Source organism: Tomitella gaofuii (genome assembly GCF_014126825.1).
GTDB lineage: Bacteria > Actinomycetota > Actinomycetes > Mycobacteriales > Mycobacteriaceae > Tomitella > Tomitella gaofuii.
On the sequence record NZ_CP059900.1, the window covers coordinates 1948374 to 1970810 of the forward strand.

Consider the following 22437-nt stretch of genomic DNA (forward strand, 5'->3'; position numbering starts at 1 on the left):
ACCGTCAGGCGGCGGCGAGCGGTGCGGCGGCCGCGTAGGGGATGGCGGCCGGCGACACGCGGTTGAGCTCCCACCGCCAGACCGCGTGTTCGAGTTCCACCGGCGTGGTGCCGACGGCGTCGGCGGCCGCCGCGACGAGTGCATGGACTTTTCGGGGGCCGGGGACGTCGGACGCATGTGCGATCCCGAGTGCATCCGCGGCGAACGACGTGGTCAGCGAGCCGGGCAGTACGCCGGGCGCACCCGCGAGCATGAGCAGGTAGGCCCAGTTGACCTCGTCGGTGGCGCTGGAGGCGGAAAGCCAGGCACCGCGCAACGCCCGATGGCGTTCCGGGTCGTGCGCGGCGGCCCGCAGGTCTTCCACAGTGTCGACGCCGAAGGCGCGCAGCCTCTCAGCGGCGTCCTGGATCGCCATGGCGCGCACCGCGTTCGCGTCCCCGTAAGGCATCTTGTAGCGGCCGACCTTGCCGCTCCACACCAGCGATCCGCCCACCTGCTCGAAGGTCCGCAGCAGGTCCCTGGCGCCGTCGACGACGTCCTCGACGCCCTGGGCGCGCCGGTACGCCCGGTACCTGTCCACCGTGAGCACCGATTTGTCGTACTGGGCGGCGGTGGACTGCACCGCGTCGATGATGCAGAGCGCCAGGCTGTCGTGGAAGCGGTCGTGGCGCGTCCACGTGCGCGGCTCGCCGAGCCGTACCCGCACCGCTCTGACGAAGGCGTCCGCGGCGTCGGCGGATTCGGCGGTGCTCGTCACGGTCGCCCCTCACATGTCGGCTTCGATGCCCGCCGGTGCCGGGGCCGCGCCGTAGTCGGGCGGGCCCGTGCGCGTGCCGGCGCACCCTCTGCCTGCCACATCGCATGCCGTGATGCGGCTGTTACCTTCCCGTGCGCGGGGCGCGCGTGCCCGTCGAGGCCGTCGGCCGGGTGACGCTGGATCGGCCGGGTGGCGCTGGACACGTCGCTGGGAGGCGGGAGACGCACGGCGCCGCGCCCCGCTTCACGATGGGGACTCGGCGCGGGGGCCGCGGCCCGAATGGTATAAAATCCTGGGCAAATGAATGATGATAACAGCGTCGGCCCCCGCGCGAGCGACCCTCTTCCTGCCGACGAGCCCACTTCCACTGAAGACACCCCCGCAGACGACGTGTCCGCCGGCGACGTGAGTGACGCCGGGCGGCGCCCGGATGCGCGTCCCGCGGGTGACCGGGCCCCGGACGCAGGCGACGCCGAGGGGCCGTCGGCCGCGGGGTCCGCTCCGGCGTCGTCCCCGGACGAGCTGTCCTTCGCTGATCTCGGCATCGCGCCCGAGGTCCTGCGCGCGCTCGGCGACGTGGGCTACGAGACCCCGTCGCCGATCCAGGCCGAGACCATCCCGCTGCTGCTGGCCGGGCGTGACGTGGTGGGGCTGGCGCAGACCGGCACCGGCAAGACCGCCGCCTTCGCGGTGCCCGTGCTGAGCCGGATCGTCCCCGGCGGCAAGAAGCCGCGGGCGCTGGTCCTCGCCCCCACCCGCGAGCTCGCGCTGCAGGTGTCCGAGGCGTTCGGAAGCTACTCGGTCCATCAGTCGGGCGTGCACGTGCTGCCGATCTACGGCGGCCAGAGCTACGGCGTCCAGCTGTCCGGCCTGCGCCGCGGCGTCCAGGTGGTGGTCGGCACGCCCGGTCGCATCATCGACCACCTCGACAAGGGCACGCTGGACCTGAGCGAGCTCGAGTTCCTCGTGCTCGACGAGGCCGACGAAATGCTCAAGATGGGCTTCCAGGAAGACGTCGAGCGGATCCTGGCCGACACGCCGGAGTCCAAGCAGGTCGCGTTGTTCTCGGCCACGATGCCGGCGGGGATCCGGAAACTGTCCAAGCGCTACCTCGACAATCCGGCCGAGGTCACCATCAAGGGCAAGACGGCGACCGCGCGCAACATCACCCAACGGTGGGTGTCCGTGTCCAACCAGCGCAAGCTCGATGCGCTCACGCGCATCCTCGAAGTCGAGGACTTCGACGCGATGATCATCTTCGTGCGCACCAAGCAGGCGACCGAAGACCTCGCGGAGAAGCTGCGCGCACGGGGGCTTGCCGCGGCGGCGATCAACGGCGACATCGTCCAAGCACAGCGTGAGCGCACCATCGGCCAGCTCAAGGACGGCCGCATCGACATCCTGGTGGCGACGGACGTGGCGGCGCGCGGGCTCGACGTCGACCGGATCTCGCATGTCGTCAACTACGACATTCCGCACGACACCGAGGCCTACGTGCACCGCATCGGCCGCACGGGGCGCGCCGGGCGGGCCGGACAGGCGTTGCTTTTCGTCTCCCCGCGGGAGACCCGCCTGCTCAAAGCCATCGAGCGTGCCACACGCCAGCCGCTCGAGGAGATGAGCCTGCCGACAGTCGACGACGTCAACGCCCAGCGGGTGTCGAAGTTCGCCGATTCGATCACCGCGAGCCTCGAGGCGCCGATGGTCGAGCTGTTCCGCCAGCTGATCGAGGAGTACCAGCGCGAGCACGACGTGCCGATGGTCGATATCGCGGCGGCGTTGGCGACGCAGTCGCGGGACGGGGAGTCGTTCCTGCTGGCGCCGGAGCCCGAGCGCCGCGATCACGGCAAGGGCCGCAAGAACGATCGGGATCGCGGCGGGCGCGATCGGCCGCGGGGCCGCAACGGCGCGGGGTTCTCCACGTACAAGATCCAGGTGGGCCGCCGTCACGGCGTGCAGCCGGGCGCGATCGTCGGTGCGCTCGCGAACGAGGGCGGCTTGGGCCGCGCGGATTTCGGCCACATCAGCATCCGCGGCGAGTACTCGCTGGTGGAGCTGCCCGCCGACCTGTCCCGTGAGACGTTCGCGGCCCTGCGTCACACGCGGGTCTGCGGTGAGTTGATCGACCTCAAGCCGGACAGCGGCCCGCCGTCCGGGCGTCCGGGTTCCTTCGCGGGGAAGGGGCGCGGCGGCGGGCACCGCAAAGGCGGCCGGGGCCCGCGTGACGGAGATCACGGTGGCAAGCGCTCGGGCGGCGCGCGGCGGAAGTGGGACGGCCCGCGCGGATAGCGTTCCCACTGGTGGAACTCGTTTCACTTTGAGCGGTGTCCACTGTTCGGACACGCCGTAGAGTTTCTGCGCAGCGCGTCTACCGGCGTGCGGACCGCAGAATGGAACGTGTTCTTGTAGTGCCCTTCACAACTGCTGTCGGACCGTTTATGTTCGAACCACGACGGTGCGCCCTCCCGGGCGTCTCCGAGGTTCGACGAAAGGCCAGACGGGCATGAAGACCAAGGGTGCGATCCTGCGCGGACTCAACCAGCCGTGGAGCGTCGAGGAGATCAAGGTCGGCGAGCCGCATGCCGGCGAGGTGATGGTGGAGCTGCACGCGTCCGGGATGTGCCACTCGGACCATCACATCGTCACCGGGGACACGCCGATGCCGGCGTTCCCGGTGATGGGCGGGCACGAGGGCGCCGGCAAGGTCGTCCAGGTGGGCGAGGGCGTCACGGACGTCAAAGTCGGGGACCACGTGGTCTTCTCGTTCATCCCGTCCTGCGGCAAGTGCGAGCCGTGCGTGACCGGTCATTCGAACCTGTGCGATCTGGGGATGTACCTGCTCACAGGTGAGTCGATCAGCGACGGCACCCGGCGCATCCAGACTGCGGCAGGCGAGGACGTCATCCCGATGTGCCTTCTGGGCACGTTCTCGCCGTACGCCACCGTCCACATGTCCTCGGTGGTGAAGATCGACGAGGAGATCCCCTTCGAGGTGGCCTGTCTCGTCGGGTGCGGAGTGACGACGGGCTGGGGTTCGGCGACGAACGTCGCGGAGGTCGCGCCGGGGGAGACCGTGATCGTGGTCGGGGCCGGCGGCGTCGGCATGAACTCGGTCCAGGGCGCGGCGGTCTCCGGCGCCAAGCGCGTGATCGTCGTCGATCCGTCCGAGTTCCACCGCGAGGAGGCCAAGAAGTTCGGCGCCACCCACGCCTACCCGTCCATGGCCGAGGCCATCGCGCCGGTGATGGAGATGACCTGGGGCAAGATGGCCGACAAGACCATCATCACCGTGGGCAGGATCAACGGCGAGGACATCGACCCCGCGCTCACGCTGACGAAGAAGGGCGGCCGCGTGACGGTGGTCGGCATGGGCGGCATGGCGGACATGGACGTCAAGCTCAATCTGTTCCTGTTCACGATGCTGCAGAAGGAGCTGCGCGGCGCGATCTTCGGCGGCGCGAACCCCAAGGCGGAGATCCCGGACCTGCTGTCGATGTACAAGGCGGGCAAGCTCAACCTGGATGATCTGGTGACCAAGACGTACTCGCTCGAGCAGATCAACGAGGGATACCAGGACATGCTCGACGGGAAGAACATCCGGGGGGTCATCCTCTACACGGACGCGGACCGGTGACGTCCCCCGGCGGGGTCGCGGACCGCACGCGGATCTACGTGGACGGCCGGTGGACGGACTCCACCTCGTCCGGCGTGATCGACGTCGTGGATCCGACCACCGAGCAGGTCATCGCGCAGGTGGCCGACGGCAGCGCGGCGGACGTCGACGCCGCTGTCGCCGCGGCGCGCAGGGCGTTCGACGAGTGGTCCGCGCTCCCGGGTGGGGAGCGGTCGTCCTACCTGCAGAAGGTGGCGGACGGTCTGTCCTCTCGCGCCGATGAGCTCGCCGAGCTCATCGCGCGGGACATGGGTATGCCGGTCCGGTTGGCGGCGCCGATCCAGATCGGCATGCCGACGGCCAACATGGCGACCTTCGCCCAGCTCGCCGGCACGTACGGGTTCGACGCGGAGGAGATCGGCAACTCGCTGATCGTGCGCGAACCCGTCGGTGTGGTCGGGGCGATCACGCCGTGGAACTACCCGCTGCACCAGGTGGTCCTCAAGGTGGGTGCGGCGCTGGCGGCGGGGTGCACCGTCGTGCTCAAGCCGACGGAGGTGGCGCCTCTGGTCAGCTACGCGCTCGCGGAGATCATGGATGCGGCGGGGCTGCCGCCCGGCGTGTTCAACCTGGTCAGCGGCACCGGCCCCGTGGTGGGAGAGGCGATCGCCCGGCATCCTGGCGTCGACATGGTGTCGTTCACCGGATCGACCGGTGCGGGCAAGCGTGTGGCCGCGGTGGCGTCGGAGACGGTCAAGCGTGTCGCGCTCGAGCTCGGCGGCAAGTCGGCCAATGTCCTCCTCGAGGGCGCCGACCTCGCGAAAGCGGTGCCGGACGGCGTGTTCAAGTGCTTCCTGAACTCCGGCCAGACGTGCACCGCGCTCACACGGATGCTCGTGCCGCGGGAGCGCCTGGCCGAAGCGACGGAGCTGGCCGTGGGCGCGGCGCGGCAGTTCGCGCCCGGATCCCCGTTCGACGGGGCGGCACGGCTCGGACCGCTGGTGAACGCGCGTCAGCTCGAGCGGGTGCGGGGGTACATCGAATCCGGCGTGGCCGAGGGCGCCGAGCTGGTGTTGGACGGCAGGGATACAGGACTCGATTCCGGATACTTCGTGGGCCCCACCGTGTTCAGCGGGGTGACCCCCGACATGACGATCGCGCGGGAAGAGATCTTCGGTCCGGTGCTGTCGATCATGGCGTACGAGGACGAAGACGACGCGGTGCGCATCGCGAACGATTCCGAGTACGGTCTCGCCGGCGGCGTGTGGGGTGCCGACACCGATGCGGCCGTCGCGGTGGCCCGCCGGATCCGCACCGGTCAGGTCGAGGTGAACGGCGGGTCGTTCAACACTGCGGCCCCCTTCGGCGGCTACAAGCAGTCGGGGATCGGCCGCGAGGGCGGCGTCTACGGCCTGGAGGAGTTCCTCGAGATCAAGTCGATCCAACGCTGATCGCCGTCCCGCGCCGATGCGGGGAGGCACGGGAACGGGCGCGGCCCGTGGGGTGACACCCACGGGCCGCGCCCGTTCTGCATGCGTGCGCGCACACCGGCGGGGTTTCGGAGTTGACGTCAAGTTCAAGTTATGGTTGTCTTGAGACGTCGCACACATGACTGGGGGCGTCCGGGCCTGCGGCTTTCGGGAACCGTCGAAAGGACATTCATGCAGTTGGCATTGTCGGAGGAGGACCGCGCATTCCAGCAGGAGATGCGCGACTTCTTCACCACGAACATTCCCGCGGAGCTGCGCCTCCGGCCCGATGCGGGCGAGGAGGCGGATCCGGAGGTGATGCGCCGCACCCAACGGATCCTCAACGAGGCCGGACTCGCGGTGCCGGGCTGGCCGGTGGAGTGGGGCGGCCGCGACTGGACGGATGTGCGCAAGCACATCTGGCTCACCGAGATGCAGCTGGCATCGGTGCCGGAGCCGCTCGCGTTCAACTGCGTGATGGTGGGCCCGGTGATCGCCGAGTTCGGTTCGGAAGAGCAGAAAAAGCGTTTCCTGCCCGCCACGGCCAACCTGGACATCTGGTGGTGCCAAGGATTCTCCGAGCCGGAGGCCGGCTCGGACCTCGCCTCACTCAAGACGCGCGCCGTCCGTGACGGCGATTCCTACATCGTCAACGGGCAGAAGACCTGGACGACGCTCGGCCAGCATGCGGACTGGATCTTCTGCCTGGTGCGTACGGACCCGGACGCACCGAAGAAACAGGCGGGCATCTCCTTCCTGCTGATCGACATGAAAACGCCGGGGATCACAGTCCGGCCGATCAAGCTGATCGACGGCGGCCACGAGGTCAATGAAATCTTCTTCGAGGACGTGCGCGTGCCCGCGGAGAACCTCGTGGGGGAAGAGAACGCGGGGTGGAGCTACGCCAAGTTCCTGCTGGGCAACGAGCGCGTGAACGTCACCCGGCTCGGCGCCTCCAAGGTGCGCGTGGCGCTGGCGAAGGAGCATGCCGCTGCCCTGCGCGTGGGCGACGGCACGCTGCTGGACGAGCCGCAGTACGCGGCGCGCTTCGCACGTCTCGAGAACGAGCTCGTCGCGTTGGAGTTGACGCAGATGCGGGTGGCGGCGGATTCGGCGGATGGCCGGCCCAATCCCGCCTCGTCGCTGCTCAAACTGCGCGGTTCCCAGCTGCAGCAGGCTGCGACCGAGCTTCTGATGGACGTGGCGGGATTCGATGCGCTGCCCTTCCGTGCGACGGCGGACGTGCAGACCCCGCAGTGGGCGCAGGCGGCGACGCCGACCTACCTGAACTACCGCAAGGTGTCGATCTACAGCGGATCCAACGAGGTCCAGCGGACGATCATCGCCAAGTCGATCCTGGGATTGTGAGGAACCGCCGTGGATTTTTCCTACACCGATGAGCAGAAGATGCTCGCTGCAGCGGCATCGGACCTGTTCGAGAAGGCCTACGATCCCGAATCCCGCCGCGAGACCGTGGCCACCGGCCTGGGGTGGAGCAAGGACGTGTGGGCGCAGTGCGCCGAGATGGGGTTGCTCGGATTGCCGTTCGCCGAGGAGGACGGCGGTATGGGGGCAGGCCCCATCGAGGTGATGGCGGTGATGACGGAGGTGGGGCGCCGGCTGGTGCCGGAGCCGATCCTCGATGTGGTCGTGGTCGCGGGCGGTGTGATCGCCCGGCAGGGCTCGGCGGAACAGCGGGCGGAGCTGCTGGCCGGGATCACCGCCGGCGAACGGCTGGTGGTGCTGGCACACCACGAGCCGGGAACCCGGTGGCCGGTGCGCGCGGTGACGACGTCGGCCCGGCAGGACGGCGGCCGCTGGACGGTGACGGGCGTGAAGAATCCCGTCCCCCATGGGGATTGCGCCGACTCGGCGATCGTGAGCGCCGCCTTGCCGGACGGTGGTACGGGGCTCTTCCTGGTGCAGGCCGACGCGCAAGGCGTCGAACGCGCCGGGTACGCCACGCACGACGGTCTGCGCGCCGGCCAGTGGATTCTGGACTCGGCGGAGGCGCGGCCGTTGGGCGAACCGGTCGATTGCGACGGCGTGATCCGGGACGCCGAGGTGCGTGCGCAAGCGGGGCTGGCAGCGGAAGCCGTGGGCGCGATGGACGAGGCGCTGCGCTTGACCAGCGACTATCTCAGGACACGGCGCCAGTTCGGTGTGCCGCTGGCGACGTTCCAGACTCTCACGCAGCGGGCCGCGGACATGTACGTGCTCGTGGAGCTGGCACGCAGCATGAGCATGTACGCGTCGATGTCGCTGGCCGACGGCGATGCGGACCCCGTGATCGCCTCACGGGTGCAGCTGCAGATCTGCGAATCTGCGCGGGTCGTCGGGCAGGAGGCTATCCAATTGCACGGCGGGATCGGCGTCACCGACGAGTACCCGGTGGGGCACTACGCCAGCCGGTTGCTGGCGATCGAACACACGCTCGGCGGCCGTGAGGAACACCTGCGCGTGCTCGTCGACGGTGTGCGGGACCACGGGGTGGTCGAGCTGTAGCGGCAGGGGCCGGAGGACCTGCCGCGCCGGTCCGTCAGCGCCCGATGCGGGCTGACGGACCGGCGCGGTGTCCGACGCGTGGCGGCCCGGGCCGTTCCGGCGACGCGGTCGCTGTGCGCCGTTCAGGCGACGAGGTCGTTGTATTGGGGATGCGCCTCGATGAACCCGAGCACGAAGCTGCAGGACGTGACGACGCGCTTGCCTTCCGACCTGGTCGTGTCGAGCGCGTGCTCGATCAGCGCGGATGCGAGACCCTGCCCCTCGAAACGGCCTTTCGTGACGGTGTGGTCGAAGTTGCGGGTTTCACCCACATCGACGTAGTCGGCGTAGGCGCCGACCTCCTCGCCCACATAGATCTCGAAGCGTTCGAGGTCCGTGTTGTGCAATATTCTGTGTGCCACCGGAGCCTGCCCCTCTCGTCCGAGGTTCTGCGTTGTCACGGCTGCTGCTCGCGGATGCTCTGCCCTGTGAGACCGACGCTGTCCTGTGAGACCGGCGCCGTCCTGTGAGACCGACGCTGTACTCGAAGTCCGTCGGGGCCGACAGGCCACTGGCGGTTGCCGCGCGACGACCGTCCCTCCAGGTTAGCGCGATCCGAAGGTCCGCGGGAGGGAACGGACACCGCGGGATCCGTCGCGCATTCGGCGCGGGGCCCGGGGCGCGGCGGCGTGGTCACATCCGCCCGTAGTCGTGCGCGAATCCGAGAACCTTGCCCGCATAGACGGTCGACTGGTTGTAGCGCAGGATCGCGGTCATGACGTCGCCGGGGTTGCGCAGGTCGAGTCCCCCGTCGCACAGGTAGCGGCCGGTCGTCAGGGCGGAGTCGTAGAGGTTCTGCGGGTCTGCGACGCCGTCGCCATTGCCGTCCGCGGCGTATTGCGCCCACGTGGAGGGGATGAACTGCGTCGGCCCCACGGCCCGATCGTAGGCGGCATCGCCGTCGAGACGGCCCCCGTCGGTGTCCGTGATCACCTGATTGCCGCCGAGGCTGCCATCGAGACGCGGTCCGTAGATGGGGTCGATGAGCGTCCCCTGCGCGTCGGTGGCGCCGTGATCCGCGTGCGTCGATTCGACGCGTCCGATGCCCGCGATGAGAGACCAGTCGATGCCGCACCGGGGCATGTCCTCGGCGAGGACCTCTGCGGCATGCGAGTACGCCGCGAAGTTGATGTCGGGCATCCCGCCGTGCGCGACGTCGGTGGACAGGCCGGCCGGACGTGGCAGACCGGGGGGAGCATGCGGAACGGGCGATTCGACGGAACCTGCGGGCGCTGTGGACCCTGCGGCCACGTCAGCGGCGCCGCCCGGTGCCGGCGACGCGACGGCGGGTGCGGCCGTGTCGGGCGCGGGGGCTGCGGGCGAGGTTGCGTGCAGTGGCCCTGCGGACGCGGGGATGACGGCCGTGGTGAACGACATCGCGAGTACCGCGGTGGGGACGAGCGCGCGGGCGGTACGCCGGAACTGGGCGTGGTCTCGGGTGCTGGGCACGTGGCTCCTGGTGCTGTCGGGGGTGGGCCGGGCCCGCAGTGCGTCGCGACGACGGTGGTGTTTCGTGAAGTCGGTCCGCGGTGCGGAGTGGCCCGGCCCCGGGCCGTCGGCGACAGTACCGTCAAATCGTGACTATGTCGTTATCGAAGCGTTATCAAATGGTTCTTATGTGGCATATGTGATGGATGTTGCTGACAGTGAACAAGGGCCCATGCGGCGATTCGGTGCCGTCGCGGCCGAAGGCGGGCCATTTGCAGGGGCGTGACCTGTGTAGACGTCGAACTTCGTGAGGGCGGCTCGGTACTCCGTGTGCGTGGTGCATGAACCTGTGCCGCCATGTCGTGACTCCTGTCACGAAACCGGGCGGAGAGGCTGACGGGTCCGCCCCGGCGCGCGCTAACGTCGCAGGATGATCGACGGGTCCGCAGGCCGCCGCGCAGGAACGCCGGCGTGGCGGGGGCGGGGAACGGGGGAGCGCGGGACGCTGGTGGTGATCCCGCCGTGCGGCGCGGTGCGCGGGTATTCCGACGTGCGGGCGCACGAAGTCGGCACGAGGCAGTTGCACGCGGAGCGTGCGCGGGAGGTCTTCGCCTGGCGAGGGATCCCTTTCGCGGAACCGCCGGTGGGTCCGCTGCGGTTTCGGGCGCCCGTCCCCGCACGCAGGTGGAGCGGGGTGCGCGATTGCGCTGAGTTCGGTCCCGTCTGCCCGCAGGCCGAGGGCATGCCCATCGAGGCCGAGCTGGTCCGTGACGAGGACTGCCTCAACCTCAACGTGTGGGCGCCGCGCCCGGAGCGGACGCTGCGCCCCGTGCTCGTGTGGATCCACGGCGGCGCGTATTTCCTGGGCGCGGGTTCCCAGGGGATCTACCACGGGCGCAGGCTGGTCGCGGAGGGCGACGCGGTGGTGGTGACGTTCAACTACCGCCTCGGCGTCCTGGGGTTCGTGGCCATGGAAGCCATGTCCGGCGGCGCAGGGACGTTCGAATCCAATGTGGGTCTGCGCGACCAGATCGCGGTCCTGGAGTGGGTGCGGGACAACATCAGCGCGTTCGGCGGCGACCCGGACAACGTGACGCTGTTCGGCGAGTCCTCAGGCGGGGGAGCGGTGACGACGCTGATGACGGTGCCGCGCGCGGCGGGGCTGTTCCACCGCGCGATCGCGCAGAGCTCGCCGGCCACTTCCGTGTACGGCATGCAGCGGGCGGCGTCGGTGGCCGGTCGACTGCTGCGCATTCTGGACGTGCCGGCCGATCGTGCGGACGCGCTGCGGACGATGCCCGCCACCGCGCTCGCGGCGGCGAGCGGCCGACTGTCCGCGGAGGTGTCCGGATCGGATCCCGGCACCCTCGCCATGGCCCCTGTCGTGGATGGTGACTTGGTTCCGCGGTATCCGGTGGCCGCGTTTCAGAAGGGCGTGGCGCACAGGGTGCCGTTGATCATCGGGACCAACCGCGACGAGGCGTCGATATTCCGGCTGCTGCGCATGCAGATGATGCCGGTGACGCCGCAGTCGGTGTATCAGATGCTGGCGGGGGTGCTCGCCGCCAATCCGGACGTCGCGCCCGAGCGGGTGGCGGCGATCATGTCCGGATACCGGGAACTGCCCCGGACGCGCGGCGCGGTGGCGGTGTCGCAGGACGCCGCCTTCCGGATGCCCGCCGTGTGGATCGCGGAGGCGCACAGTCGGCACGCGCCGACGTGGCTGTACCGGTTCGACCACGCTTCGCCGATGCTGCGCGCGGCCCGCGTGGGCGCGGGTCATGCCACGGAGGTTCCGTACGTCTTCGGCACGTTCGGGGCGATGCGGCGCGATCCGACCTTCGCATTGGGCGGTCGGCGCACGGCGGAACGCGTGGCGGACAGGATGCGGTCGCGGTGGCTGACGTTCGCGCGCACGGGAAGGCCCGACGGTGAGGACGGTGCCGAACCGTGGGCCGGTTACGACGAGCGCGGGCGCCGGACACTGGTGATCGATCGCCGGGACGAGGTGGTGGTGGATGTGGACAGGAGGGCGCGCTCGCTGTGGGGAAGCAGAGTGCTGGGGTTCCCCTGACGGCCCGGCCCGGTGCCGGTGGGCATGGGGAGGGGGAGGGTTCGGTGCTGGGGTTCCCCTGACGGCCCGGCCCGGTGCCGGTGGGCATGGGGAGGGGGAGGGTTCGGTGCTGGGGTTCCCCTGACGGCCCGGCCCGGTCAGCCGATGCGGGCGGCGATTCTACCGGCGAGCCCGATCGCTCTGTCGGCGAGGCCGGTGACACGGTCGATCAGCGCGCCCGGATCACCTGCGGACTGCGAGATGCCGTCGAGGATCTGCTCGGATGGGGCGCCTTCGGCTCCTGCGGCCTGCTGCGTGACGCCGGCGCTCCGGACGGATGGCGCGGACTGGCCGTGAGCGGACCATTGGCCGTAGTCGCTTGTGCGGATCGTGTTGAGGTCGATCCCGATTCCGTCCACGGTGTCGGAGTCGATGGCGCGTTGGTGCAGATGCGCGGCGTCGTGGATGCGGCCTTCGCTTCCCCAGTCGTGCTGCCAGAAGTATGCGCCCACGCCGGCGGCGAGCGCCCAGTCGATGGTGGGCGCGTTGCAGTAGACGCCGGTGCGGCCATGGCCGAGTACGCTTTCGCAGCCTTGGAGGAACGGCAGCACCTGGGCGTCGAACTGTGCGCGCGTGGGGTTCGAGTCGATGGACATGTAGAGGGGGGCGCCGTCGGGGCCGCCGGCCGCGCGGTGCAGTTCGAGTCCCCGCGTCGCGTGGTGGATGCCCGCTTCGTGCCCGCCGAGCCAGTCGGAGGTGTCGCCTTTTCCGTACTGGTAACAGGAGACGACCTCGAGCCCCGCGTCCTGCAGTGCCTCGGCCTCGCTGCGGGCCATGGGCTTGCCTGCCATCCAATCGGCCCGTGCGTCCGAGCAGTAGCGGATGGCTCCCTTGTAGCCGGCCGCGCGGATGGACCGGGCGGACGGGACGCCCGCGGAATAGTCGATGAGGGTGCCCAGCCCTTCGGCGCGGGCGGCGGGGGCCGCGATGATCGCCAGGCCCGCGGCGGTGGCGCCGGTGGCGAGCGTGCGCAGCGCATCGCGACGAGACAGTTCCACGGTGACCTCCCACGGGACCCGATCCGCGTTTGCGGTGTTACGCGAGTGATGGTTGTTGAGTAGAAGTCAACTATTGATGCCCGCGTGTTGCAAGTGAAATCTGTGAAAAGCGGGAATCCGGCGGGGCGACCTGACGCGCCGGGTCAGTCTCCGGTGCCCGGAACCACGGGGGTCACGTCGAGTTGCGTCACGCGGGGGGACGTCGTCGCGCAGCCGGTGGTCGCGTGCGGGAGGACCACCGAACCGGTGTCCCCCGGCGGGTAGACCCGTAGTCCGGACACAGGAGTCGGCTCGCATTCCTCGACCGGATAGTTCTGCACGTTGGCCGCGCGCACCTGGGAGGAGGCGCTCTGTCCCGGCTTCAGAAGAACGGTCTGCTCCGGGCGTGGCGAGCGCACGGCGGCGGATCCCACCTGCGTCACGCCGTCCGCACCGACATAGGAGACGCCCGGGTAACCGAACAACGTGCACGGCCCGGAGGAGGTGTTGGTGAACACCAGCGTGAGGATGATCGAACCCGCGGCGCCGCCGACGCGCCCGAATCCCACGTCCAGTGCATCGGCCGGGCAGGCCGGGGCCGGCGCCGCGGAGGACGGGCCGGCGGGCGGCGATGCGGGCGGCACTGCAGGCGGAGGCGATGCGGGTGTCGGCGCTGCGGACGGCGTGGTGACGGGGGTGGGGATGGCCTGCGGGGTCCGCTCGGCCCGGCTGGGCGGCGTGGCCCGCGCCTGCAGCGACGGGACCGTCGTCTCCTGCGCGGAAGGATCGGTGATCGCGCTTTCGCAGCCGGTGAGGGTGGCGGCCGCCGCGAGGGCCAGTGCTCCTACGCCGAGCGCCCGGATGCACCCGCGGCGCCGGCGGCCCGGACGGTGCGGGCATACCTGGATGCCGCGCTCGCGCGCGGCACGCCATGCCGTCCGCGGGGCGGTGCCCGCGGGGGCCGAGTGCCGCGCCGGTCTCCTCATGTCCCCGAGGCTACGCGGAACGGGCCCGGACCAGGGGGACGACGCGGTTGTCGAAGGGCGCCGCCGCCGATCGCCGGCGCGCGGCGCGGGGATAGGCTGGCGCCGGCGCAGGGAGCATGGAAGGGGGCCGGCGTGGACGTTCCGGAGTTGCTGCCCCACCCGCTCGCGGGCGGGGCCTTTCCCTCCCCGGTCCCGCCCGGCACCGGGTGGCCGGACGATCCGGCCGATTCGTCGACCCCCGTCGCGGAGACCCCCGGGGAGGTCGGGTCGCTCGCCGCGGGTGCGGCGGACCTCCACACGCTCGACGCGCGGATCTCGGTGTGCCGGGCCTGCCCGCGGCTCGTCTCCTGGCGCGAAGAGGCGGCGGTGATCAAGCGCAAGTCGTTCGCCGATCAGCCCTATTGGGGCCGCCCGGTGCCGGGATTCGGCGACGAGTCCCCGGAGATCCTGGTGGTGGGGCTGGCGCCGGCGGCGAACGGCTCCAACCGCACCTCACGGATGTTCACCGGCGACCGCGCCGGCGACTGGCTCTACGCGGCGCTGTACCGGGCGGGCCTCGCCGCTATACCGACGAGCACGCACGTGGGGGACGGTCAGCGTCTGCACCGCGTGCGGATCATGTCCGCGGTGCGTTGTGCGCCGCCCGGCAACAAACCCACGACCGCCGAGCGCGACGCCTGCGCGCCCTGGATGGCGGCCGAGCTGAGGCAGGTCCTGCCGACGGTGCACGTCGTGGTGGCGCTCGGAGGCTACGGGTGGGACGCCGTGCTGAGACTGCTGCGCGACGCCGGAGTGCGCATATCCAGGCCCAAGCCGCGGTTCGGGCACGGTGCGCGGACCGCGGTGGAGACGTCCGACGGCCGCCGCATCATCGTGCTCGGCTGCTTCCACCCCAGCCAGCAGAACACCTTCACGGGCAGATTGACGGAGAACATGCTCGACGATCTCTTCGCGGAGGCGCGCGCGCTGTGTGCGCCGGAATAGCCGGGCCGGGCCCGGCCGTTCCGGACGTCCGCCCGCAGCTCATCGCGGCGACGGAGCGATCGCGACGACGTCAATCGAGATAACGACGACGTCAATCGAGATAACGCAGTATCGACAGCATCGCCTGTTCGTCCGACGGCTCGTCCGGCAGGATCCGGCACGCATCCAGCGCCGCGACGAGTGCCTGTTCGTCGATGCCCGTGCCGATCGCGACGAGGCGTGTGCGGGGAGCGGACGCGTCGTCGGCGTCGCGGCGGGGTGTTCCCGCGGCCCCGTTGGAGCGCCGTCGGGCGTGGATGTACCGGCCGACGGTCTGAATCTCGAAAGAACCGCAGTCCTGCGGGTCCGCGAGGGCCACTACGCCTTTGGTCCGGTACAGGCCCGCCAGAGCGTCCTCGAGCAGCGCGGCCAGCCGCCGCGGGTGCAGCGGTCCGTCGTGGACGTAGGAGACGGTGTCGTACTCGGAGTGCGGATGCGGGGTGGCGGAGCCGGCTTCCTCGCCCTCGTGTGCCGCGTCGCGCAACAGGTCGTCGAGCGTCAGCTGGCGGGGCCGGTCCGGCGCCGCGACGGCTCCGCGTTCGTCGAACAGCAGCGCCGGATCGAGGCGGCCGTGGGCCGCCTCGATGACGGGGACCGGACCGCACAGCGCCGCGACCGTCCCGCGGACCGTGGCGAGCTCGGCGGGGGAGACCTGATCGGTCTTTCCGATGACGACGAGATCGGCCAGCCGCACATGGGCGTCGAGCTCCGGGTGCCGCCTGCGGGTGTCGGGGAAGGAGGAGGCGTCGACCACCTCGACCAGCCCGCCGTACCGGAAGGCGCGCGACGCGCTGCCGACGACCATGCGGATGAGGCTCCGCGGTTCCGCGAGACCGCTGGCCTCGATCACGATCGCATCGACACCCCGGGGCGTGCGGGCGATGCGGGTGAGGGCGGTTTCGAGTTCCTCTCCGTCCACCGCGCAGCACACGCATCCGTTCCCGAGATCGACCACCCCGTCGACCTGCCCGGCCACGAGCAACGCGTCGATCCCGACGGCGCCGAAATCGTTGACGATGACGCCGAGACGCACCCCGATCTCGTTCGACAGCAGATGATTGAGCAGTGTCGTCTTGCCGGCGCCGAGGAATCCTGCCAACACGACGACCGGTACGGGCGCCGCGATCACGGCTGCTCCTCTCGGCCGGCACCGAGTCCCTCGGCATCACCGCGCAGCCGCGGCGGCGCGATCCACACTGGCCGGTGCGGGATGCCGACACTGCCGAGTCGCGTCGAACAGTCGGCGCACCAGACCCGGATCCCGGGCACGTCGATGCCGTACGGCGGCGCCGCCGCGAAGGGGGCGATCGTGACGGCTGCCCGATCCAGCACCGCCGCGGCCCCGGCCGGATTCCCGCGGGCCGCATGCGTGATCCCGACGGCGAGCTGCGCGAGGCCGCGCCACAGCGGCCTGTCGGGGCCCGTCGATTGTTTCCAATGGTCTTCGAACACATCGTGCGCGTGGAACGGCCGGTGGCGGTCCAGCAGCTCCTGGCCCAGTTCCAATGTCTGGCCCGGAGTGCGGACGATGCCTTCCGGCTGGCGGGGGACGCCGACCGCGCCGTGGGGGAGCGGCCGGCCGAGGGCGTCGCGGGGGCGGTCGTTCTGGGCGCGTCCGCGGTCGTCACGTGCACGTGACCGACGCGGCGTATCGCCGTCGTGCGGGGAACTGCGCTGCTCGGGGTCGTGGCGGGTCACGAGTGCATTGTGCGTGATCGTGCCGCACGGTGGGCGGAGGCCAGCTGGGTGAGCAGTACAGTGCACGTCACAGCCCACACGGCGAGCGCCGCCCACGCTTCCCATCGACCGACGCCGGTGAGCCAGCCGGTGCCGTGGATGGTGCCGAGCTGCCTGCTGGCCTCCCCGTACATGCCGATCGGAAACACCATCGACCACCATGCCGTCCGAAAACGGGGCACGCCGGGGCGCCGCGACAGCTGCCAGACGAACAGCACGATGAGAAGCGGGACAAGCCATGTGGCGAAGGACCACAGGACCATGGAGACGGTCGCGACCACGCCCGGTTCCAGGAGGGACTGCTCCGAACTCAGCCCCAGGATCTGCGCACCGGCGAGCACCGTGATCGCCGCCGAGCCCATGAAGATCCAGTAGGGTGCCACCGTCTCCCGGGGTGCGAGGCGGTGCAGCGTCAGGCGGGAGAACTCGAGCGACGCGATGAGCCCGAACTTCACCACGCCCACCGACCAGCACAGTGCGGCGAACGTCGCCAGGCCGTGGGAGCCGAAATGGGTGGCGTACGCGCCGCAGACCACGGCGACGGACTGCGTCGACACGACCCAGAGGAACCAGGTGCCGTCGACTTGCGCCAGCTCGTCGGCGAAGGAGGCGCGTTTCGCCGTGGCCGCCGCGGCGACGGCGCGTGCGGTGACGGTGTAGCCGAGGACCACCCACGAGGCTATGGAGATCACGACGAACACCAGCGTGGCGATCCGAAGCTCGAGGAAGGCGTAGTGGGCCCCGAGCACACCCGACGCCGCCACGAAGGTCAGCGTCATGAAGCCGCCGTCGCCGGCCGCGCGGTGGTGCTCCCAGCGGAACAGCACCCGCACCGCAAGGGTGAAGTACGTCACATTCGCGATGGCGAACAGCACGGCCGCGGCGATGTGTGCGCCGGAGTTGAGTATCGCCGTGGAGACGATGCCCGTGGCCATCACGAAGGCGAAGGCCCCGCGCCAGAGATCCCGCGGGGCGAGGTCGGGGTCCGGGGAGGCATCTGTCGACGTCGGCACGCGGATCAGCCTATGGGCGCCGCCGTGGATCGGCAGCGGATTGCACCCCCGTCCGCGGGTACCCGGGCGTGCGGATGGGACCGCAACGGGCGCGCCGGCGGGCTGCTGACATAATCGGCGAGCATCGGGTTGATTGCGAAGAACAGTGTTACCCATCAGTTTTTGCGGCAGACCCGCCGCTAGTTATAGTCACCCGATCCCCGGGGCAGATGCGGACACGATCCGCGCTGCGGGTGCGGCCACCCCGCGGGGGACTCTTCAGATCGTGAGCACAAAGCAGGTCGAAAGCACAAAGCAGGTCGAAAGCACAACGCAGAAAGTTTCAGACACTTGGATTCAGCACAGAGCGGTAAGGCTCAGGGTGCCGTGGTGGGCGTGGTTCGGGAGACGAACGACGGCGAGCGCCGCGTGGCTTTGGTGCCGAAGGTAGTGGGCAAACTGGCCGGCAAGGGCGTGAAGGTGATCGTCGAGGCGGGCGCCGGTGAGAGCGCGCTCATCCCGGATGACGCCTATGTCGAGGCCGGAGCGGAGATCGGAGACCCCTGGGCGTCCGAGGTGATCGTCAAGGTCGCCGCACCGAATGCGGGCGAGCTGAGTCGCATGCACTCGGGGCAGACCCTGATCGGATTCCTCAACCCGCGCGGCAACGCCGAGGGCGTCCAGGAGCTCGGCGCGGCGGGTGTCCAGGCGTTCGCGGTGGAGGCGATCCCGCGGATCTCGCGTGCGCAGGCCATGGACGCGCTGTCGTCGCAGGGCAACGTGTCCGGCTACAAGGCTGTGATAGTCGCGGCCACGGAGTCGACCCGGTTCTTCCCGATGCTCACCACTGCGGCGGGCACCGTGAAGCCGGCGACCGTGCTGGTGCTCGGCGTCGGCGTGGCAGGCCTGCAGGCGCTGGCCACCGCCAAGCGGCTCGGCGGCAGGCCCACCGGCTACGACGTGCGCCCGGAGGTGGCCGATCAGGTGCGTTCCGTGGGTGCGCAGTGGCTCGACCTGGGCATCGACGCCGCCGGTGAAGGCGGCTACGCCCGCGAGCTCACCGAGGCCGAACGCGATCAGCAGCAACAGGCGCTCGAGGACGCGATCAAGGGCTTCGACGTGGTGATCACCACGGCGCTGGTGCCCGGGCGTCCCGCTCCGAGGCTGGTGACGGCCGCCGCGGTCGAGGGCATGCGTCCCGGCAGCGTCATCGTGGACCTCGCCGGCGAGACCGGCGGCAACTGCGAGCTCACCGAGCCCGGACAGACCGTCGTCAAGCATGGCGTGACCATCGCGTCGCCGCTCAACCTGCCGGCGACGATGCCCGAGCATGCGAGCGAGCTGTATTCGCGCAACGTCCAGGAGCTGCTCGAGCTGATGCTCGACGACGACGCGCGCCTGGCCCCGGACTTCTCGGACGAGATCCTCGCGGCGGCCTGCGTGACCCGCGCGAAGGAGGACAACTGATGTACACCGGACTTTTGGCGAACATCGCGATCCTGGTGCTGGCCGGGTTCGTCGGCTTCGCCGTGATCTCGAAGGTCCCGAACACCCTGCACACGCCGCTGATGTCGGGTACCAACGCCATCCACGGCATCGTGGTGCTCGGCGCCCTGGTCGTGCTCGGTTCGCTGCCGGCGGACGCGAGTTGGGGCGTGCGGATCATCGCGTTCGTGGCGCTGGTGTTCGGCACGCTCAACGTGGTCGGCGGCTTCGCCGTGACCGACCGCATGCTGGGCATGTTCAAGGGTAAGAAGGAGGCGGCCAAGTGATCCTTGCTGCTGCGCACAACGCCAGCGAGGGACTGCACTACACCGTCCTCGCTCTCTACATCGTCGCATTCGGCATGTTCATCTACGGCCTGATGGGGCTGACCGGTCCGAAGACCGCGGTCCGCGGCAACTGGATCGCCGCGGTGGGCATGCTCCTCGCGGTGGCCGCGACGCTGCTGCAGGTCTACAACGACGGCGCGGTCTCCGACGACGGCCACGGCCGGGTCGACGTCCCCGCGATCAACTGGATCCTCATCGCAGTGGGTCTCGTCCTGGGCGTCGTGCTCGGCATCCCGCCGGCGCTCAAGACCAAGATGACCGCGATGCCGCAGCTCGTCGCCCTGTTCAACGGGGTCGGCGGCGGCACGGTCGCGCTGATCGCCTGGGCCGAGGCCTCGGAGACGAACGGGTTCTTGAACTTCCACGGTGTGGAGCCGGCCTCGCCGATGGTGGTCGGGTCGCTGATCGCGGCGATCATCGGTTCGATCTCGTTCTGGGGTTCGCTGGTGGCGTTCTCCAAGCTGCAGGAGGTCATGCCCAAGGGCCTCGAGAAGTTCGCCACCGGCAACGCGAAGCTGTTCCAGCTGGCCAACATGGTGCTGCTGGTCGTCTCGATCGCCCTCGCCGTGGTGATGGGCGTGCGCGCGGCGACCAATGACGGCTCGTCGATCTGGTGGATGGTGGGCCTGCTCATCGCCGCCGGGATCATGGGCCTGTTCGTGGTGCTGCCGATCGGCGGCGCCGACATGCCGGTGGTGATCTCGCTGCTCAATGCGATGACCGGTCTTTCGGCTGCCGCGGCGGGTATCGCACTCGACAACACGGCGCTCATCGTCGCCGGTATGATCGTCGGCGCCTCCGGCTCGATCCTGACCAACCTCATGGCCAAGGCGATGAACCGGTCGATCCCGGCGATCGTCTTCGGCGCGTTCGGCGGCGGCGACGCGGCCGCGGGCCCCGCCGGTGATGCGGGCGGCACCGTCAAGTCCACCTCGGCGGCGGACGCCGCGATCCAGATGGCCTACGCCAACCAGGTGATCGTGGTGCCCGGTTACGGCCTGGCCGTGGCGCAGGCGCAGCACACGGTCAAGGAGATGGCCAGCCTGCTCGAGGAGAAGGGCGTCGAGGTCAAGTACGCCATCCACCCGGTGGCCGGCCGCATGCCGGGGCACATGAACGTGCTGCTCGCCGAGGCGGACGTGGAGTACGACGCGATGAAGGAGATGGACGACATCAACGGCGAGTTCGGCCGCACCGATGTCGCGATCGTCATCGGCGCCAACGATGTCACCAACCCGGCGGCGCGCAACGATCCGTCGAGCCCGATCCACGGCATGCCGATCCTCAACGTCGATCAGGCGCGCTCGACGATCGTGCTCAAGCGCTCGATGAGCACCGGCTACGCGGGCATCGACAACCCGCTGTTCTACGCGGACGGCACCTCGATGCTCTTCGGTGATGCGAAGAAGTCGGTCGAGACCGTCATCGAGGAGCTCAAGGGGCTCTGACACGACGCGGTCGGCGCGCACAGGACCGGCAGGAAGTACCCTGCACGCCGTTCTGCACCGATGCACCATCGCGGGTCCCGCCCGGCACAGGCCGGCGCGGGGCCCGCGTGCGTCGTGTGCGGGGGAGCCGTGTACTGGTGGGGTGTCCCCGGCGGGTTCCCCGGAAGCAGGCTGATTGACTGGACGCGCGAAAGGCGGGTGCACGATGAGGCGACGAGCGGTGCGAGGCGCCGCCCGCACCCCGATACCGCGGTCGATCTGGGTTCTGGTCAGCGCCGCGTTCGTGATCGCGCTGGGATTCGGCCTGGTGGCGCCGGTACTGCCGCAGTTCGCGAAAAGCTTCGACGTGGGCACCACGGCGGCCACCGTCATCATCAGCGCATTCGCGTTCTTCCGCCTCGTGTTCGCCCCGGCCGGCGGGCGGCTGGTGAATCTCGTCGGTGAGCGGTGGGTGTATCTGACCGGCCTGTTCATCGTCGCGGTCTCCACCGGCGCCTGCGCCTTCGCGGCCGACTACTGGCAGCTGCTGGTCTTCCGCGGACTCGGCGGCATCGGTTCGACCATGTTCACGGTGTCGGCGATGGGTCTGCTGGTGCGCCTGGCCGATCCGGGCGCGCGCGGGCGTGTGACCGGGCTGTATTCGTCGGCTTTCCTGGTGGGGAACATTCTCGGCCCGGTCCTCGGCGGGCTGTTGGCGGGGTTCGGGCTACGTGTGCCCTTCCTGGTGTACGCGGCGGCGCTCATCGTGGCGATGCTCGTGGTGGGGCTGCTGCTCAAGGACGTGCACCCGGCGGACGGCGGTGACGGGCCGGACAAGCCCGCCATGGAACTCCGCGAGGCGCTGGCCCACCGCGCGTATCGGGCGGCGCTGGTGTCCAAATTCGCCAACGGCTGGTCGTCGATGGGGGTGCGGGTGGCGCTCGTGCCGCTGTTCGCGGTCGCCATCGGCGCGGGTGAAAGCATGGCCGGAGTTGCGCTGGCGGTGTTCGCGGTCGGCAACGCCCTCGTGATCATCCCCGCGGGACGGATCGCCGATACACGGGGCCGCAAGCCGATGGTGCTGGCGGGGCTCGTCGTCACCGGAGTCGGCACCGCGGCGCTGGGGCTGTCCGCCGGGTCGGCGATGCTGGTGGTGACCTCCTTCGTCGCCGGTGCCGGAGCGGGCCTGCTCAACGCGCCGCAGCAGGCGGCGGTGGCGGACCTGATCGGTGCCGACCGTCGCGGCGGCAGCGTGCTGGCGGGTTTCCAGATGCTCTCGGACGTCGGTGCGATCATCGGCCCCATCGCCGCGGGCTTCCTGGCGGAACAGGCCTCGTACTCGGTGGCGTTCGCGGTGACGGGCGCGGTGTGTCTGCTTGCCGCCATACCGTGGGCGGGGGCGCCGGAGACGCTGAAAGGAGCACGGCGCGGCGGCTCGGACGTGGTCGTGCGCGGCGAGGACACCGAGCCCGGCCGTTCCTGATCGCGGCCCTGCCCGGGCACGGCGGGCGGTGACCGGACCGCGGCGGCGTCTCCGCG

At 70.1% G+C, this 22437-nt stretch carries 19 protein-coding genes; 11 read left to right on the forward strand and 8 right to left on the reverse strand.

All coding sequences use genetic code 11. The annotated features are described in order from the left end of the window. Positions 1 to 4: 4 nt before the first annotated feature. Positions 5 to 757, reverse strand: a complete 753-nt coding sequence (locus H4F70_RS09140; protein WP_182359910.1) for a heme peroxidase — start codon at positions 755 to 757, stop codon at positions 5 to 7. A gap of 300 nt (positions 758 to 1057) precedes the next feature. Between H4F70_RS09140 and H4F70_RS09145 the strand changes: the two genes are divergently transcribed. The 5 genes from H4F70_RS09145 (at position 1058) to H4F70_RS09165 (ending at position 8344) form a co-directional block, all read left to right on the forward strand. Further along, on the forward strand, positions 1058 to 3046 hold the full coding sequence (locus H4F70_RS09145; protein ID WP_182359911.1) for a DEAD/DEAH box helicase: 1989 nt from the start codon (positions 1058 to 1060) through the stop codon (positions 3044 to 3046). Positions 3047 to 3260: 214 nt separating this feature from the next. Continuing rightward, a complete protein-coding gene (locus H4F70_RS09150; protein WP_182359912.1) occupies positions 3261 to 4391 on the forward strand; it encodes an NDMA-dependent alcohol dehydrogenase in 1131 nt (376 codons plus the stop codon). Next, positions 4388 to 5821 carry an aldehyde dehydrogenase family protein gene (locus H4F70_RS09155; protein WP_182348132.1) on the forward strand — a complete coding sequence of 478 codons (1434 nt, stop codon included), beginning with the start codon at positions 4388 to 4390 and terminating at the stop codon, positions 5819 to 5821. Before H4F70_RS09150 ends, H4F70_RS09155 begins: the two co-directional genes overlap by 4 nt. Positions 5822 to 6031: 210 nt before the next feature. After that, positions 6032 to 7207: an acyl-CoA dehydrogenase family protein gene (locus tag H4F70_RS09160; protein WP_182359913.1), complete on the forward strand. Its 1176-nt coding sequence runs from the start codon at positions 6032 to 6034 to the stop codon at positions 7205 to 7207. A 9-nt stretch (positions 7208 to 7216) separates the two neighbouring features. After that, positions 7217 to 8344 carry an acyl-CoA dehydrogenase family protein gene (locus tag H4F70_RS09165; RefSeq protein WP_182359914.1) on the forward strand — a complete coding sequence of 376 codons (1128 nt, stop codon included), beginning with the start codon at positions 7217 to 7219 and terminating at the stop codon, positions 8342 to 8344. A 122-nt stretch (positions 8345 to 8466) separates the two neighbouring features. On the opposite strand, the gene H4F70_RS09170 is transcribed toward H4F70_RS09165, so the two are convergent. After that, complete coding sequence (locus H4F70_RS09170) at positions 8467 to 8745, reverse strand: GNAT family N-acetyltransferase (RefSeq protein ID WP_182348190.1); 279 nt, start codon at positions 8743 to 8745, stop codon at positions 8467 to 8469. Between the two features lie 271 nt (positions 8746 to 9016). Beyond that, entirely contained in the window at positions 9017 to 9832 is an 816-nt protein-coding gene (locus H4F70_RS09175) for a lytic transglycosylase domain-containing protein (protein ID WP_235681434.1), read from the reverse strand. Between the two features lie 409 nt (positions 9833 to 10241). On the opposite strand from H4F70_RS09175, the gene H4F70_RS09180 reads away from it, so the two are divergent. After that, entirely contained in the window at positions 10242 to 11885 is a 1644-nt protein-coding gene (locus H4F70_RS09180; RefSeq protein WP_182359915.1) for a carboxylesterase/lipase family protein, read from the forward strand. Between the two features lie 137 nt (positions 11886 to 12022). On the opposite strand, the gene H4F70_RS09185 is transcribed toward H4F70_RS09180, so the two are convergent. Both H4F70_RS09185 and H4F70_RS09190 read right to left on the reverse strand, forming a co-directional pair. Beyond that, on the reverse strand, positions 12023 to 12922 hold the full coding sequence (locus H4F70_RS09185; protein ID WP_182359916.1) for a DUF1906 domain-containing protein: 900 nt from the start codon (positions 12920 to 12922) through the stop codon (positions 12023 to 12025). A gap of 143 nt (positions 12923 to 13065) precedes the next feature. Then, positions 13066 to 13887, reverse strand: a complete 822-nt coding sequence (locus tag H4F70_RS09190; RefSeq protein ID WP_182359917.1) for a DUF4232 domain-containing protein — start codon at positions 13885 to 13887, stop codon at positions 13066 to 13068. Positions 13888 to 14019: 132 nt separating this feature from the next. Between H4F70_RS09190 and H4F70_RS09195 the strand changes: the two genes are divergently transcribed. After that, positions 14020 to 14871, forward strand: coding sequence for a uracil-DNA glycosylase (locus H4F70_RS09195; RefSeq protein WP_182359918.1), 852 nt, complete (start codon positions 14020 to 14022; stop codon positions 14869 to 14871). A 91-nt stretch (positions 14872 to 14962) separates the two neighbouring features. Here the strand turns inward: H4F70_RS09195 and H4F70_RS09200 are convergent, their stop codons facing one another. From H4F70_RS09200 to H4F70_RS09210, 3 genes are read right to left on the reverse strand one after another with little or no spacing between them, the layout of a single operon-like run. Continuing rightward, positions 14963 to 16039: a CobW family GTP-binding protein gene (locus H4F70_RS09200; protein ID WP_235681435.1), complete on the reverse strand. Its 1077-nt coding sequence runs from the start codon at positions 16037 to 16039 to the stop codon at positions 14963 to 14965. Further along, positions 16036 to 16608 carry a DUF309 domain-containing protein gene (locus H4F70_RS09205; RefSeq protein WP_235681436.1) on the reverse strand — a complete coding sequence of 191 codons (573 nt, stop codon included), beginning with the start codon at positions 16606 to 16608 and terminating at the stop codon, positions 16036 to 16038. The genes H4F70_RS09200 and H4F70_RS09205 overlap by 4 nt, the downstream gene beginning before the upstream one ends. Next, a complete protein-coding gene (locus H4F70_RS09210) occupies positions 16605 to 17660 on the reverse strand; it encodes a tellurite resistance/C4-dicarboxylate transporter family protein (RefSeq protein ID WP_182359920.1) in 1056 nt (351 codons plus the stop codon). The genes H4F70_RS09205 and H4F70_RS09210 overlap by 4 nt, the downstream gene beginning before the upstream one ends. 366 nt (positions 17661 to 18026) lie before the next feature. On the opposite strand from H4F70_RS09210, the gene H4F70_RS09215 reads away from it, so the two are divergent. The 4 genes from H4F70_RS09215 (at position 18027) to H4F70_RS09230 (ending at position 22381) form a co-directional block, all read left to right on the forward strand. After that, the gene (locus H4F70_RS09215; protein WP_372497579.1) at positions 18027 to 19106 is read left to right on the forward strand and encodes a Re/Si-specific NAD(P)(+) transhydrogenase subunit alpha; all 1080 of its coding nucleotides are present in this window, start codon (positions 18027 to 18029) and stop codon (positions 19104 to 19106) included. Then, the gene (locus H4F70_RS09220) at positions 19106 to 19411 is read left to right on the forward strand and encodes an NAD(P) transhydrogenase subunit alpha part 2 (protein ID WP_182348122.1); all 306 of its coding nucleotides are present in this window, start codon (positions 19106 to 19108) and stop codon (positions 19409 to 19411) included. The genes H4F70_RS09215 and H4F70_RS09220 overlap by 1 nt, the downstream gene beginning before the upstream one ends. Further along, a complete protein-coding gene (locus H4F70_RS09225; protein ID WP_182359921.1) occupies positions 19408 to 20919 on the forward strand; it encodes an NAD(P)(+) transhydrogenase (Re/Si-specific) subunit beta in 1512 nt (503 codons plus the stop codon). The genes H4F70_RS09220 and H4F70_RS09225 overlap by 4 nt, the downstream gene beginning before the upstream one ends. A 205-nt stretch (positions 20920 to 21124) precedes the next feature. Continuing rightward, positions 21125 to 22381: an MFS transporter gene (locus H4F70_RS09230; RefSeq protein WP_182359922.1), complete on the forward strand. Its 1257-nt coding sequence runs from the start codon at positions 21125 to 21127 to the stop codon at positions 22379 to 22381. Positions 22382 to 22437: the final 56 nt, after the last annotated feature.